Origin of the sequence: Micromonospora sp. NPDC005305, from assembly GCF_040607315.1 — a bacterium.
Taxonomy (GTDB): Bacteria; Actinomycetota; Actinomycetes; order Mycobacteriales; family Micromonosporaceae; genus Micromonospora.
The window spans coordinates 1-13,912 of sequence record NZ_JBEXGL010000010.1; the positions used below are offsets into that span (position 1 = coordinate 1).

14 protein-coding genes are annotated in these 13,912 nt (G+C 73.5%); 7 read left to right on the top strand and 7 right to left on the bottom strand.

The window, feature by feature from the left end:
* Positions 1–898: 898 nt before the first annotated feature.
* Positions 899–1,117 carry a hypothetical protein gene (locus ABZS80_RS18205; protein ID WP_355057210.1) on the bottom strand — a complete coding sequence of 73 codons (219 nt, stop codon included), beginning with the start codon at positions 1,115–1,117 and terminating at the stop codon, positions 899–901.
* A gap of 635 nt (positions 1,118–1,752) precedes the next feature.
* On the opposite strand from ABZS80_RS18205, the gene ABZS80_RS18210 reads away from it, so the two are divergent.
* Positions 1,753–2,589 carry a hypothetical protein gene (locus ABZS80_RS18210; RefSeq protein WP_355057212.1) on the top strand — a complete coding sequence of 279 codons (837 nt, stop codon included), beginning with the start codon at positions 1,753–1,755 and terminating at the stop codon, positions 2,587–2,589.
* A gap of 6 nt (positions 2,590–2,595) precedes the next feature.
* Here the strand turns inward: ABZS80_RS18210 and ABZS80_RS18215 are convergent, their stop codons facing one another.
* Together ABZS80_RS18215 and ABZS80_RS18220 are read right to left on the bottom strand one after the other, a co-directional pair.
* Positions 2,596–3,180, bottom strand: coding sequence for an N-acetyltransferase (locus ABZS80_RS18215; RefSeq protein WP_355057214.1), 585 nt, complete (start codon positions 3,178–3,180; stop codon positions 2,596–2,598).
* 156 nt (positions 3,181–3,336) lie between these two features.
* Positions 3,337–3,957 (bottom strand): pyridoxamine 5'-phosphate oxidase family protein, encoded by a 621-nt coding sequence (locus tag ABZS80_RS18220; RefSeq protein WP_355057216.1) that lies wholly within the window; start codon positions 3,955–3,957, stop codon positions 3,337–3,339.
* Between the two features lie 165 nt (positions 3,958–4,122).
* Here ABZS80_RS18220 and ABZS80_RS18225 point away from each other — a divergent pair, with 165 nt between their 5' ends.
* From ABZS80_RS18225 to ABZS80_RS18235, 3 genes are all read left to right on the top strand, one after another.
* Positions 4,123–4,629 carry a DUF2231 domain-containing protein gene (locus ABZS80_RS18225; RefSeq protein ID WP_151464205.1) on the top strand — a complete coding sequence of 169 codons (507 nt, stop codon included), beginning with the start codon at positions 4,123–4,125 and terminating at the stop codon, positions 4,627–4,629.
* The gene (locus ABZS80_RS18230) at positions 4,626–5,165 is read left to right on the top strand and encodes an Hsp20/alpha crystallin family protein (protein ID WP_355057218.1); all 540 of its coding nucleotides are present in this window, start codon (positions 4,626–4,628) and stop codon (positions 5,163–5,165) included. Before ABZS80_RS18225 ends, ABZS80_RS18230 begins: the two co-directional genes overlap by 4 nt.
* A 61-nt stretch (positions 5,166–5,226) precedes the next feature.
* A complete protein-coding gene (locus ABZS80_RS18235) occupies positions 5,227–6,333 on the top strand; it encodes a glycosyltransferase family 9 protein (RefSeq protein ID WP_355057619.1) in 1,107 nt (368 codons plus the stop codon).
* 4 nt (positions 6,334–6,337) lie between these two features.
* Here the strand turns inward: ABZS80_RS18235 and ABZS80_RS18240 are convergent, their stop codons facing one another.
* Positions 6,338–7,216 (bottom strand): glycosyltransferase family A protein, encoded by an 879-nt coding sequence (locus ABZS80_RS18240; RefSeq protein ID WP_355057220.1) that lies wholly within the window; start codon positions 7,214–7,216, stop codon positions 6,338–6,340.
* Entirely contained in the window at positions 7,213–9,060 is a 1,848-nt protein-coding gene (rfaE2, locus tag ABZS80_RS18245) for a D-glycero-beta-D-manno-heptose 1-phosphate adenylyltransferase (RefSeq protein WP_355057222.1), read from the bottom strand. Before rfaE2 ends, ABZS80_RS18240 begins: the two co-directional genes overlap by 4 nt.
* A 121-nt stretch (positions 9,061–9,181) precedes the next feature.
* On the opposite strand from rfaE2, the gene ABZS80_RS18250 reads away from it, so the two are divergent.
* Both ABZS80_RS18250 and ABZS80_RS18255 read left to right on the top strand, forming a co-directional pair.
* A complete protein-coding gene (locus ABZS80_RS18250) occupies positions 9,182–9,730 on the top strand; it encodes a type 1 glutamine amidotransferase domain-containing protein (protein WP_355057224.1) in 549 nt (182 codons plus the stop codon).
* 53 nt (positions 9,731–9,783) lie between these two features.
* On the top strand, positions 9,784–11,457 hold the full coding sequence (locus tag ABZS80_RS18255) for an MDR family MFS transporter (RefSeq protein WP_355057225.1): 1,674 nt from the start codon (positions 9,784–9,786) through the stop codon (positions 11,455–11,457).
* 33 nt (positions 11,458–11,490) lie between these two features.
* On the opposite strand, the gene ABZS80_RS18260 is transcribed toward ABZS80_RS18255, so the two are convergent.
* The gene (locus tag ABZS80_RS18260; protein WP_355057227.1) at positions 11,491–12,390 is read right to left on the bottom strand and encodes a LysR family transcriptional regulator; all 900 of its coding nucleotides are present in this window, start codon (positions 12,388–12,390) and stop codon (positions 11,491–11,493) included.
* An 84-nt stretch (positions 12,391–12,474) separates the two neighbouring features.
* Between ABZS80_RS18260 and ABZS80_RS18265 the strand changes: the two genes are divergently transcribed.
* Complete coding sequence (locus tag ABZS80_RS18265; protein WP_355057229.1) at positions 12,475–13,371, top strand: EamA family transporter; 897 nt, start codon at positions 12,475–12,477, stop codon at positions 13,369–13,371.
* On the opposite strand, the gene ABZS80_RS18270 is transcribed toward ABZS80_RS18265, so the two are convergent.
* Complete coding sequence (locus ABZS80_RS18270; protein WP_355057231.1) at positions 13,364–13,855, bottom strand: NUDIX domain-containing protein; 492 nt, start codon at positions 13,853–13,855, stop codon at positions 13,364–13,366. The genes ABZS80_RS18265 and ABZS80_RS18270 overlap by 8 nt on opposite strands.
* Between the last annotated feature and the right edge of the window lie 57 nt (positions 13,856–13,912).

The following is a 13,912-nucleotide window of genomic DNA, read 5'->3' on the forward strand; positions in this document are numbered from 1 at the left end:
CAGCCACTCCTCGCGCGGTGCCCGGCGAGACCGCAGGCCATGAGAGAGCCACACCAATGACACCGGTGGGCAGCCGCAATGTGGGAGCGTCTCGCCGGGCACCTGGACCGAGTCTGGCCGGACATCGACCCTGCAGAAAGTCTCTAAGTAGCCGCGATCAGCGCGCTGAGGGTGTCGCATATCAGTTGCCGGACGACTGTCGCGTATCAGTCGACGGAGGGCACTGCCGAAGGGACGGGCTCCCGAGGCTCGCGCACTGCCGAATTGTTCGTTTATGGATCAAGGCGGCCCGCAAGCGGGCCGCGCCGACCCGGCCCCGGCCTGCTGGCGACCTCCGGCCGGCATCGGCCGGGCCGGCCGGCCATGCATGGGGACGACCAGGAGCTAGGAGACCTCGGGGCTCCGCCCCGAACCCCGACCCTCCTCAGAGATCAGCCGCAGATCCCCTCGCCGGGCACCACAAGGGCGTCCAGCCTCCCCGGATGGGGTCCAGGTCGTTCGTCCGGTAGGGCGCTCCACCTTGTCCCCGTCCGGGGAGGCTGAACGGTCTACGACTGCCCGACGAGGAGATTCGCGAAGCGTGAGCCGCAGCGTGTGACATCTCGGCGTTGATCCAGATAATGGCCGGATGCGCGATCTCCGGTGGGACGACGTCAGAGAGTGGTTCGACCCGTACGAAAACGGCAGCCTGCCCGACGTCGTCGTGCCTGGCATGACTCTGACCGACTAGGAGACCCTGCTCCGGCTGATTCGGTCCCAGGGTTGGCGGTGTGAATACGACTTCCGGGAGCAGACGCTTCCGCCGCCCGCGTCAGCAGCCGATCTGTTCACCGCCGACCCCGAAGATTGGCCCCTGCGTGTCTGGCCAGACCCTGCCATGGAGTGGACCGTTCGACCGTCAAGCCCGGATGAGATTGACAGCGACGTCAGCCTGTTCGAGATGCAGGGGCAGGAACGCCTGGACGTCTTCTGCGGATTCCTTCGGACACTTGGCAAGACCCTCGACAAGCGTGTGCTCGTATACGGCGGAGGCGATCACAGCCCCGAAGGCGATCACAGCTGCCCGCCGATGATGGCGTACGAGCTGGCCGACGACCAAGTGGTGTTCCTCGCCCACCCCTCGGGGCCATCCACGGGCCAGTAACCGTGGCGGGCAGCGGTCATGAGCGGGCACGAGGGGCCAGCAGCTCCACCGCCGGCCGCAGGCGTTTACGCGCATCTCAGCCCGTTGATCGCACTCTTCCAAACTGACGCTCTCTGCCGCCTGATCTGGCAGTCCGCATCTAGTCCGCAAGAGGTCGACCAACGGCGGGGGAGCGCTACGGTTCGATTCCGTCAGGCGGCTCGGTACAGAAGCCCAGGTCAATCGGCCTGGACTTCGCCGTTTTCCAAGGTCGATCACGTCACCCCGCGACCGGAAGTTGGCGTTGCGCAACGGCACGCAGACGCCACAGCCACTGTCACCCGACGCCGCGGCAGATCCAGCCGCGACACCCCGGGAGCGCCGACGTCTCACCCCACCCAGTGCCGTGCCGGAAGAAGCAACCGCACAAGGGGGAAGAACAGCCATGGCGCCTCGTGGTGGCGACGCGGCTATCTGACCTCGTGAAGGGCAGGTCGACGGTTCGGGCTCGGTGCAGAAGCCAGGGTCCTTGGCCTGGGTTCGAGGCCGATCCCGCCATCGAACGCGTCACCGGTTGCACCCGGATGCTCGCGTACGATCCGCTCCTGCACACGACGTGAAGGCGGCTGATGGAAACCGACGACGGACGGCCCGAGCTGACGGTCAGCGGCCAAGCAACGCGGGCATCCCTGCCGACCGACCGGGCACGCCGCACAAAGTGGGTCACCCTCGTGGTCGCGGCTGCCGCCATCGGCTTGGCGCTGGTCGGCAGTCTCTTCGTCAGGCAGCAGCGCGGGACCGATCAGGTGGCGCCCCGGCAGCCGGCGCCGACCGACGCGCCATCGGCCCTGCCGTGGCTGTCGGCGATGGTCGCCCGGGACGGCACGTCCGTCACCGTGTACGCCGGAACGAGTGTGCAGTGCAAGCAGCTCGTGCAGCCCGGGGCGGCGATCACCGGGCAGGACGGCGGCCAGGTGGTCGTGGCGGTGAAGGCCCGCGTCCTGAGTGCGGCCGACTGCACCAGGAGTGGCTCAGCCGTTCCCGTCGCGCTGTCGCTGCCGGAGCCTCTCGGCGACCGGGTGCTCCGCGATGCCGCCTCCGCAGAACTCCCGCCGACCTACTTCGCACGTGACCTGCCGGACCTGGGCTCGGACAAGCGGTGGAGCCCGCACCCAGGGGAGTGGGACTCCACCAACGAGGGCTGGTACCAGGGCTACAACGGTCCGGAAGGCCTGCAACTCATCGTGAGCGCGGGCCGCACGGCCGAGGTGAGGCGACCCGCCAGCGGCACGGCCGTCGCGATCGGTGCGCACGACGGCGTCATCACCGGCGCGGCGGAACGCTCGTGGACCCTGTGGTGGGCGGTGGGGGAGGTCACCTACTCGCTGCGGCTGACGCCGGCGGAGGGGACCACCGTGAGCCTCACCCAGTTCAAGCGGGAAGTCAGCAGGTTGACCTGGAGTTGACCGCGGTCAGCCCGGCTGTCGCATGATCCAGGTCGGCAGTGGTTCGGCGACCTCGCGGACCACGTGCCAGCCGGCCCGGCGGTAGACCTTGACGTTGGCGGGGTTGCTGGTCTCCAGCACGGCAGGCAGCCCGTCCGCCGCGGCCCGGCCCAGCCCGGCTCGCATGACGGCGTGGCCCCAGCGTCGGCCGGCGCTGCCGGGATGGGTGCCGAGTACGCCGAGGTACCAGAACGGGCCGGCGGGCAGCGCGGCGTGCACGGCCTCGTCGTAGGCGCGCACCCGGGCCAGCGCGTCGGCGGGCAGCCGGCCGGCGAGCGGGTCGGCCGGCCCCGGCTCGGACGGGGTGGGCGGCTCCCAGATCGCCACCGAGGCGCCCCCGCCGATCGTCCAGATCGTCTTCCGTGCGACGCGCTTGTCGAAGAGGTGCCCGAAGAAGGCGGCGGCGTGCCGGGGGTAGCTGGCCGGGTCGGGGAAGAGGTGGGTCAGGACGGGGTCGGCGGCGAAGGCGGCGACCAGCGAGTCGACCACCCGCCCGCGGTCCGCCGGGGTGGCAACGGTGATCACCGGTGGGCCTGGTCCGAGGTCGGTCACGGGCGGCAACGATACGCGCCACACGAAGCGAGCCCGGCGGGCACGGCGCGGTTGGCCGGTCCACCGGGCTCGCTCCGGCAGGGAGGTGAAAGGTACCGCAGGGGAAGCGGTCCCAATCGAACACGTCCTCGGCGGGCGGCGGTCGAGTAAGGAGGATCAGGTGTAGATGGTCTTGACGTAGTCCGGGCCGTAGTGGCGTTCCAGGTCGGCGAGGTTCTCCGTCGGCGCCTCGACCTCCTTGACCAGCCGGGCGCGGGTGGGCAGCGCGTCGGGCTGCCAGGTCTCCGGCCGCCACAGCTCGGAGCGGAAGAACGCCTTCGCGCAGTGGTAGAAGATCTGCTCGATGGCCACCTCGACGGCGAGCACCGGGCGGTGTCCCTTGACCACCATGTCGGCGAAGTACGGCGCGTCGACCACCAGCCGGGCCCGGCCGTTGATCCGCAGCGTGTCGGTGCGGCCGGGGATCAGGAAGATCAGCCCGACGTGGGGGTTGGCCAGGATGTTGCGGTAGCCGTCGGCCCGCCGGTTGCCGGGCCGCTCCGGGATGGCAATGGTGGTCTCGTCGAGCACCAGGGTGAAGCCGGCCGGGTCACCCTTCGGGGATACGTCGCAGCTGCCGTCCGCGCCGGCGGTGGCGACCAGGCAGAACGGCGAGGCGGCCAGCCACTCCCGGTCCCGCTGGTGCAGCACCGTGCGCTCCTTGTCCCGCGCGCGCGGCGTCGGCGCGCCCAGCAGGTCCGCCAGTTCCTCCGGGCTGGTGATCTCCCGTGTCGTCACGTCTGCCTCCCCCGTCCGTTGACCTTGACGGCGATTCCGGCGCGGGAACGGCCGGTTTCCGCCATCGTCAGCCTAGGAGAGCGCGTCGACGGCGAGGTTTGCCCCCGGAGCCCACGGGTACGGACTGAGCCGCAGCGCGCCCGGACGCGATCGATGGAGGCGGAGATGGAGAGCCGACTGAAGGTGCTCGGCCATCCCGTGCACCCGATGCTGGTGATGTTCCCGGTGGGCCTCCTCGTGACCGCGGTGATCTTCGACGTGATCGACACGGTGGGCGGGCCGGACTTCCTCGGCGAGGTGGCGTACTGGAACATCACGGTCGGCCTCGTCGGCGGCCTGCTGGCCGCGGCGGCCGGTGCCTTCGACCTGCTCGCCCTGCCCACCGGCACCCGCGCCAAGCGGGTCGGGCTCACCCACGCCGCCGCCAACGTCGCGGTGATCCTGCTCTTCGCCGCGGTCTGGGTGGTCCGGCTCAACGCCGACTCCCGGGCCGCCGGCGGCGCGCTGATCGCCATCGAGGTGGTCGCCGTGGCCATCCTCGGCGTGAGCGCCTGGCTCGGCGGCGAACTGGTGGACCGGTTGGGCGTGGGCGTCGACCCGGAGCACGACCTGAACGCCCCCAGCTCGCTGCGCCCCCCTTCGGCGACCCAGCGGATCGGAGACGTGCGATGACGGAACAGAGTGGCGGCGGCCGGGGCTGGCGGGGCCGCCAGCAGGGCTGGGACCCGATGGGCGAGCTGCAGTCGCTGCGCGCCGAGCTGAGCCGCCTGGTCGGGGGCCGCGGCGGCAGCCCCGACGTCGAGCTGACCGAGGTCGCCGACGGCTGGGAGGTGGTCGTCCGGCTGCCCGGTGTGGCGCCCGAGGAGGTGGCCGTCGAGCTGGACGACCGCGAGCTGTGCGTGCGGGCCCGGTCGGAGGCCGAGGTCAACGCCGACCAGGGCATCCCCGGCGGCTTCACCACCCGGGGCTTCGAATACCGGGTGGACCTGCCGTCCCGGGTGGACCCGGACGGGATCGACGCGGTGATGGACCACGGCCTGCTCCGGGTGCGGCTGCCCCGGGCGGCCCGGCCCGCGCCGCGCACCATCACCGTCGGCCGCACCGGCCCGAGCACGACCCCCGGGGGTACGCGGACCTTCGTCGACCCGGCCGCCGACCGGGAGCTGCATCACCCGGACACCACGGCCGACGAGATCGACCGGCCGTAGGGGTGGCGTGACCACCTCGTCCGACGACTCCAGCTCGGCGCGTCTGTCGCCGCGCCGTGACCTGGAGCCGTCGTCGGTGCTCGGCCCGGTGGGCGAGCGCGTCCCCGACGTCGAGCGGATCGCCGTGCTGCGGGCGAACGCGCTCGGCGACTTCATCTTCGTGCTGCCGGCGCTGGAGGCGCTGCGCGCCGCGTACCCGTCGGCGGAGATCGTGCTGCTGGGCGCGCCGTGGCACGCGAAGCTCTGGCGCGACCGCCCCGGCCCGGTGGACCGGGTCCTGGTGGTCCCGCCGGCGCCCGGCATCCGGGAGCTCGGTCCCGACGAGGCGCCCGCCGAGCTGGCGGACTTCGTGGCGGCGGCCCGCAAGGAGCGGTTCGACCTAGCCCTGCAACTGCACGGCGGTGGCGCCAACTCCAACCCGATCATCGCGGGGCTGGGCGCCCGGGTCACCGCGGGCCTGCGGGCCGAGGACGCGCCGCCGCTGGACCGCTGGATCCGGTACGTCTACTACCAGCACGAGGTGATCCGCTACCTGGAGGCGGTGGCCCTGGTCGGTGCCGGGGCGGTGACGATCACCCCGGCGTTGGCGGTGACCGACGCCGACCGGGCCGAGGCCCGCGAGGTGCTCGGCGAGCCGACCCGGCCCCGGGTGGCGTTGCATCCGGGGGCCACCGACAGCCGGCGGCGCTGGCCGCCGGAGCGCTTCGGCGAGGTGGCCCGGGCGCTGGTTGGCGACGGGTACGAGGTGCTGGTCACCGGCACCCCCGCCGAGCGGGAGACGGTGGACGAGGTGGTCGCCACGGCGGGCGTGCCGGTCCGGCCGCAGGTCGGCACGCTGAGCCTGGGCGGGCTGGGCGCCGCGTACTCCGGCTGCGCGCTGGTGGTCTCCAACGACACCGGCCCGCTGCACCTGGCCGCCGCGGTGGGCGCCCCGACGGTGGGCATCTACTGGATCGGCAACCTGATCAACGGGGCGACCCCGCTGCGCGTCCGGCACCGGCCGATCGCCTCGTGGACCACCCACTGCCCGGTGTGCGGCATCGACTGCACGCGGGACATCTATCCGCACCGGCCGGGCGGCGGGGAGTGCCCGCACCGCGACTCGTTCGTGGCCGAAGTGCCGGTGGCCGAGGTGGTCGAGGCGGCCCGCGAGCTGCTGGCGGAGTAGCCGCTCAGGCCGGTTGCGGGGTGTCGGACCCGGCGGCCACGACCTCCCACGCCTCCACCTCGCGCTCGGTCACCGTGGTCGGCGACTCCAGGTGGTAGGCCCCGCTGGGCAGCACGCCGGCGCCGCCGTGCCGCTCCAGCACCGCGAGCTGCGCGGCCACGTCCTCGCCCTGGTGCCGCTCCGGCAGCCGGCGCCAGAAGTCGAAGCCGCCGGAGTCGACCAGCTTGGCCCGGTCGTAGAGCACGCACCCGCCGATCCAGGAGACCTTGTACGCCCGCCACGCCCCGGCCGGCAGCCGCAGCTTCTCGGTGACGTGCAGCAGGTTCGCCGCCGGGTGGATGGACGCCCGCTGCCACTCCGGGCTGCCGGGGCGGATCCGCTCGGGCACCGGCTGCCCCTGCCACTCCTCGTAGTGCCCGTGCGTCTCCGGGCGCACGTCGTGGGCGTAGGAGAGGCCGTGCACGGCGTTGCCGACGAACCCGCAGCCCAGTTCCCGGATGGCGGTGGCAAGGCGGGACAGCGTGCCGGGCTCCAGCCAGACGTCGTCGTCGAGGCAGAGCACGTACCGGGCCGCCGACCGGTCCAGCAGGTAGGCGCGGTGCTCGGCCAGCCCGCGCCGGGGCAGCCGCCGGGTGAGCAGCACCGGGTGGCCCCGGTGGCGCAGCGCCCGGACCATGGTGGCCGCCGCCGGGTGCCCGTACGCGGGGTCGCCGTCGGACTGGTCGCTCACCACCACGCCGAAGTCGGGTACGCCCTCCTGCGCGGCCAGCCCGGAGAGGGTGACCGCCAGTTCGGCGGGCCGGTTGCGGGTGGGGATGAGCACGTCGAGCTGCCGGGGGCGGCGGAACCCGTCGGGCACGCCGAGGTCGAGCGGTCGGTTCACGCCGGCCTGCCCTCGCCGACCGGCGGGATCACCGGGTGCGCCCGGATCCGGTCGATGATCGCCGAGGTGGAGCGGTCCGGCACGTACCCGAGGGTGCGCACCTGGCCGCCCAGCCGGCGGACCAGCGGCGCCTCCGGGACCATCTCGGGCGGGTAGTCGCCGCCCTTGACGTAGACGTCGGGGCGGACCGCCTCGATGAGTTTCGCCGGGGAGTCCTCCTCGAAGACCACCACATGGTCGACGCATTCCAGCGCGGCGAGCAGGGCGGTGCGGTCCTCGACCGGGTTGACCGGCCGGTCCGGGCCCTTGAGCCGGCGTACGCTGCCGTCCGAGTTGACGGCCACGATCAGCAGGTCGCCGAGCGCGCGGGCCTGGGTCAGGTAGCGGACGTGCCCGGGGTGCAGCACGTCGAAGCAGCCGTTGGTGAAGACGATCGACCGGCCGGCCCGGCGGTGCTCCGCGACGATGGCGGTCAGCTCCTCGGCGCCCACCTGGGTGGGGCGGCCGACCTCCTCCGGCCCGGTGCCCAGCGAGTCGAGCAGGTCCTCCCGCCGGCACACGCAGGTGCCGGTGTCGGAGACGGTGATGGTCGCGGCGAGCTGGGCGAGCTGCGCGGCGGTCGGCAGGCTCGCCTCCGCGGCCAGCGCCAGGGTCATGGCCGCCAGGTACGCGTCCCCGGCCCCCACGGCGTGGCTGGCCGGGACCGGCGTGCTGTGGCTGCGCCGGGGCTCGCCGTCGGCGCCGCCGACCACAGCGCCCTCGGTGTCCAGGGTCACCGCCACGACGTCCGCGCCGGTGTGCTGGCGCAGCTCGTCCAGGCGGGACTCGGCCAGCACGGCCCGGTCCACGCCCGCACCGGCCGCCGCGTTGACGGTCACCCCGGTGCCGGTGACGGTGAGCCCGTCCCCGGTCAGCGCGACCCGTTCCTCGGCGGGCGTCGGCTCGCCGGTCGGGCCGGCGACCCCGCCGTCGTGCTCGGCGGCGGGGGCCCCGGAGGTCGGGTGCGGGCTGCCCGGCTCCCGTTCCCCGGCCCCGCCCGGCGCGGCGCCGACGACCAGCTCGGAGGGGCCGTCGGCCGGGTCGGCCAGGTGGTCCAGGTGCAGGTCGGCGGCGGTCGCGCCGCGCGGGGCGTTGCGGTGCCCGCCGCCGAAGCCGGCGGCCGCCCGGGCCAGCAGCCGGGTCGCCTCGGCGAAGCTCGGGGTCACCACGGTCGGGTTGAGGCCGCGCCAGTCGGCCAGGTCGTGCGCGTCGAGCGCCACGGTGGCGTACCGGTCCCGGTTGGCGACCAGCCAGGCGCGCACCCCCGGGGGCAGCGCGCCGAGGCCGTAGTCGCAGACGACCAGGGTGGGCGGCTGCCCGGGGGCCGCCGCCCGCAGCTCCTCCGTGGCGCAGTGCAGCGCGGTCAGCAGGCGGGCCACCCCGTCGTCGTCGAGCGCGTCGTCCGGGTCGCCGGAGTCCTCGCGGAGCAGGATCTGGTTGCCGGCGAGCATCCGCCGCTTCACCGGGGTGGGGCGGCCGGGCTGGTTGACCGTGCGGTCCCAGACGCCGGCCCGGTCGAGGCAGTCGTGCAGCTCGTCACCGGCGACGTCGGCGCCGACCGGGGCGACCAGGGCGGCCCGGCCGCCGAGCGCGGCCACGTTGACGGCGGTGTTCGCCGCCCCTCCGGCGGCGGAGATCCGCCGGCGCAGGGTGAGGACCGGCGCGGGCGCCTCGCGGCAGAGCCGCTCCGACTCCGCGAACCGCCACTCGTCCAGCATGGCGTCGCCGACGACCAGCACGGGACGCCCCTGCCAACCGGCCACGACGGTGGCGAGCCGGCGCTCTTCCGCTGCTGCTCCTGCCATGCCCCTTCGGGTCCCCCGGGCGGGACCGGCCAAACCTGCGGTGCGGGCCACCCACGGCGTCCGGTTTCGGCCGGTCACGCCCGGGAACGGGTGCAGGCACACCCCGGAGAGGAGAACCACCATGGCAGCGACACTGCAGGGCAAGCGGATCGCGTTCCTGGCCGCCGACGGCGTCGAGGAGGTCGAGTACGTCAAGCCCCGCGAGGCGGTGGAGAACGCCGGCGCCCGGGTCGAGCTGGTCTCGATCGAGTCCGGTTCGATCCAGGCCTTCAACCACCTGGACCACGGCAAGCAGTACCCGGTCGACGTGACCACCAAGGAGGCGGACGCGGGGGCGTACGACGCGCTGGTGCTGCCCGGCGGCGTGGCGAACCCGGACTTCCTGCGGGCCGACCCGGAGGCGGTGCGGTTCGTGAAGGCGTTCTTCGAGGCCGGCAAGCCGGTCGGGGTGATCTGCCACGGCCCGTGGACGCTGGTCGAGGCGGACGTGGTGCGCGGCCGCACGATCACCTCCTGGCCGAGCCTGCGCACCGACCTCACCAACGCGGGCGCGAACTGGGTCGACCAGGAGGTCGTCACCGACAACGGCCTCGTGAGCAGCCGCAAGCCGGACGACCTGCCGGCCTTCTGCGACAAGATCGTCGAGGAGTTCGCCGAGGGAAAGCACTGACACTTCTTCTCCTACCGGGGGCATGATCCGCCCCCGGTGGGAAAGGAAGCGGGATGACAGCCCAGGCCGCTCGTCCCGTGCTGCACGCCCGCCAGATCCGCCTGCTGATGTTCGGCCTGATGACCGGCATGCTGCTGGCGGCGCTCGACCAGACCATCGTCGGGACCGCGTTGCCCACCATCGTGGGCGAGCTGGGCGGGATCAACCACTACTCGTGGGTGGTCACCGCGTACCTGCTGGCCTCCACGGCCTCGACGCCCCTGTACGGCAAGATGGCCGACCTCTACGGGCGCCGCCCGGTCTTCCTCTTCTCGATCGGCACGTTCCTGCTCGGCTCGCTGCTGGCGGGGCTGTCGCAGAACATGACCCAGCTGATCGTCACCCGGGGCGTGCAGGGCATCGGCGCGGGCGGCCTGCTGACGTTGGCGTTCACCATCATCTCGGACGTGGTGCCACCTCGGGAGCGGGGCCGCTACCAGGGCCTGTTCGGCGCGGTCTTCGGCATCTCCTCGGTCGCCGGCCCGCTGGTCGGCGGCTACTTCGCGGAGACCAACTGGCGGTGGATCTTCTACATCAACGTGCCGCTGGCCATCCTCGCCATCGTGGTCTGCTACCACGTCATGCGGCTGGTGCCGTTCCAGCGCCGGGACCACACCGTCGACTGGGTCGGCGCCGGGCTGCTGGTGGCCGGGGTGAGCTGCCTGCTGCTCGCGCTGAGCTGGGGCGGCAACGAGTACGCCTGGGGCTCGGGTGTGATCATCGGGCTGTTCGTGGCCGGCGCGGTGCTCGGCACGCTCTTCGTGCTCCAGGAGGCCCGGGTACGCGAGCCCATCCTGCCGCTGCGGCTGTTCCGCAGCGCCACCTTCGCGCTGGCCAACTCGGCGGGCTTCGTGCTCGGCCTGGTGATGTTCGGGTCGATCATCTTCATCCCGCTCTACCTCCAGATCGTCAAGGGCGCCTCGCCGACCCGCAGCGGCCTGCTCATGCTGCCCATGATGGCCGGCATCATCTTCACCTCGATCATCACCGGGCGGGCCATGAGCCGGATCGGCCGGTACAAGTGGTTCCCGGTGGCCGGCGCCGCCGTGCTGGTCGCCGGCATGCTGCTGTTCCGGCAGCTCCAGGTGGCCACCTCGCTGTGGGCGGCCTTCGGCTACATGGTGGTGATCGGCGTCGGGCTGGGCCTGTGCATGCAGTCGCTGATCCTGGCCGTGCAGAACGCGGTCGACCCGCGGGACCTGGGCGCGGGCACCTCCTCGGCGACGTTCTTCCGCTCGCTGGGCGGCTCGTTCGGAGTGGCCATCCTGGGCGCGTTGCTGTCGTCCCGGCTCACCGGGGAGCTGGCCGGCCGGCTGCCGGGGGCCATCGCCCAGCTCCCGCCGGACCAGCGCGCCGCCGTGGCGGCGAGCGGCGGCGCCAACATCTCGATCAACGACCCGGCGACCGTCCTGGCGCTGCCCGGGCCGGTGCGGGCCGCCATCCAGGCCTCGTTCGTCGAGTCCCTGCACCTGGTCTTCCTGACCACCGGGCTGATCGCCATCCTGGCCGTGCTGGTCACCCTGCTGATGCCGAACGAGCAGCTGCGCGGCGCCGGCCCGCAGGGCTCGACCGGCGGCGCCGACCCGCTCGGCGGCCCGGCGGCCGCCCCCGGCGGCAAGCCCCTCACCAGGGAGTCGAAGGAGGAGGCGGCCGCCGACATGGAGTCCAAGTCGCAGACGATGCTCTGACCGGCCGCCCTCGCGGGCGGGCGCGGTCATGGGTCACGGGGTGTCCGGCGGCGGGGTGGTGAGCAGGTCGAGGATCAGCGCCAGCGGCGGCCAGGCGGCCTGGCCGCGCCGGGTCAGGGCGTAGGCGCGCAGCAGGGCCGGCGGTCCGGTCAGCGGCAGCAGGCGGACGCCGGGCCCGGTGGGCTGGTCGGCGGGGAGCAGGCCGACGCCGAGCCCCGCGACGATGAGGTCCTGGACCAGGTCGAGGCTGTCCGCCCGGTGCACGATCCGGGGCTCGAAGCCGGCCATCGAGGCGACGGTCCGGACCACGACCTCGTCGGCGGTGTTGCGGGAGTTGACGATCCAGTCCGCGTGGCGGAACCGGTCGAACACCGCCGGCGCGTCCGCCGCCGGGCCGGGCGGCATGTCGGCCGGCACCCCGAGGTGCCAGGCCGCCGACCACAGCGGTGTGGCGTCCAGCGCCGGGTCGGGCGAGAGCGGGGCCAGGTTGTAGTCGTAGGTGAGCGCCAGGTCGACGTCGTCGGCGGCGAGCGCCGCGTACGCCTCGGCCGGCTCGTGCTCGTGGATGCGCAGGCGCACCCCCGGGTGGTCCGCCGCCAGCCGGGCGGTCAGCGGCAGCAGCGAGCGCCGGACGGCGGTGGCGAAGCCGGCGACGCGTACGGTGCCGGCCGGCTCGGCCCGCGGGTCCAGGTCGAGCCGGGCGGCGTCGACCGCGGCGAGGATCGTCACGGCGTGTTCGGCCAGCCGGCGCCCGGCCGGGGTGAGCCGGACGCGGCGGCCGTGCGGCTCGACCAGTTCGGTGCCCACCTCGCGGGCCAGCACGGCGAGCTGCTGCGACACGGTCGACGTGGTGACGTGCAGCTCGTCGGCGACCTGGCGCATCGAGCCGAGCCGGGCCAGTTCCCGCAGCAGGCGCAGGCGACGCAGGTCCATACGAGTGATTGTTCATGATCAGCGAATGGTTCGTCCAGGATTGACATGTGGACGTGAGCGGTCCGGACCGGTTCTACTGTCCGCATGAGCACCGTGACTCCGGCCCGCGCCGGCACCGCCATGGCCGTCGCCGCGATGACCTGCGTCCAGCTCGGGCTGGCCGCGTCGGTGGGGCTCTTCGACCGCGTCGGTCCGGAGGGCGCCGCCTGGCTGCGCCTGGCCTGGGCCGGGGTGCTGCTGGCGGTCGTGGTGCGGCCCCGTCCGTCGGCCTTCACCCGCTCCGCCCTGTGGGCCTGCGTGGCGCTCGGCGTCGTGACGGCCGGCGTCACCATGCTGTTCATGGCGGCGGTGGCCCGGCTGCCGCTGGGCACGGCCAGCGCGCTGGAGTTCCTCGGGCCGCTGGGCGTGGCCGTGGCGCGTGGCCGGGGCGGCGCCAAGCTCTGGCCGGCGCTCGCGGCGGTCGGGGTGCTGCTGCTCACCGAGCCGTGGCACGGCGGCGCCGACCCGGTCGGGGTGGCGTACGCCCTCGGGGCGGGGGCCTGCTGGGCCGCGTACATCCTGCTCACCCAGCGGGTGGGGGACGAGGTCTCGGGCATCCGCGGCCTGGCGGTCTCCATGCCGGTGGCCGCCCTGGTCGCCACCGTGGTGGCCGGCCCGTCGGTGTTCGGCGACCTGACCTGGCCGGTGCTCCTGGCCGGCCTGGGGCTGGCCGTGCTGCTGCCCGTCGTGCCGTTCGTGCTGGAAATGCTGGCGCTGCGCCGGCTCACCACGGCCGCGTTCGGCACGCTCATGAGCCTGGAGCCCGCCATCGCCCTGGTGGTCGGCCTGGTCGCGCTGAATCAGGTGCCGGGCGTCGGCGCGGTGGCCGGCATCGCCTTCGTGGTGGTGGCCGGGATCGGCGCGGAACGGTCCGGCGCCCGGTCGAGCCAGGCCGGGGCGGCCCCCGACGAGCGGCCCGTGGCGGCCGGCGCCGTCACTTGAGGATGAGGCGGTTGGTCTGCTCGAAGACGTCCAGGTCGGCGAGGGTCTCGATGACGCTGCCGGAGAGCGGGGTGGGCAGCTCCCCCCGGTGGAAGAAGCCCGCGTCGGTCGTCTCGTCGGTCATCCGGGCCAGCTCGCCGTCCCACTCCTCGACCCGGAACGCCGTGGTGAAGACCTGGTAGGTGTGCCCGTACATGTTGGTGTTGGTGAAGTCGGGGCCGGTGTAGAGGGCGAACGCGCAGACCCGCAGCGCACGCAGGCCGGTCTCCTCGCGGACCTCCCGGACGGCGCAGTCGGCGATCGACTCGCCCAGCTCCATGGCGCCGGCCGGCAGCGCCCACTGGCCGTTGTCCGAGCGTCGGATCAGCAGCACCCGGGCGGCGTTGTCGCGCACCACGGCGCGGGCGCCGACGAACATCAGGGTGCGGTCACCGGCCAGGGCCCGGAGCTGGCCCACGTACGAGTCGGCCCACGAGATGCTCACCCGGACAATCTACGCAGCTTCCCCGGCCGGCTCGGCCGTTCCGGGGGTTCCGCTCGT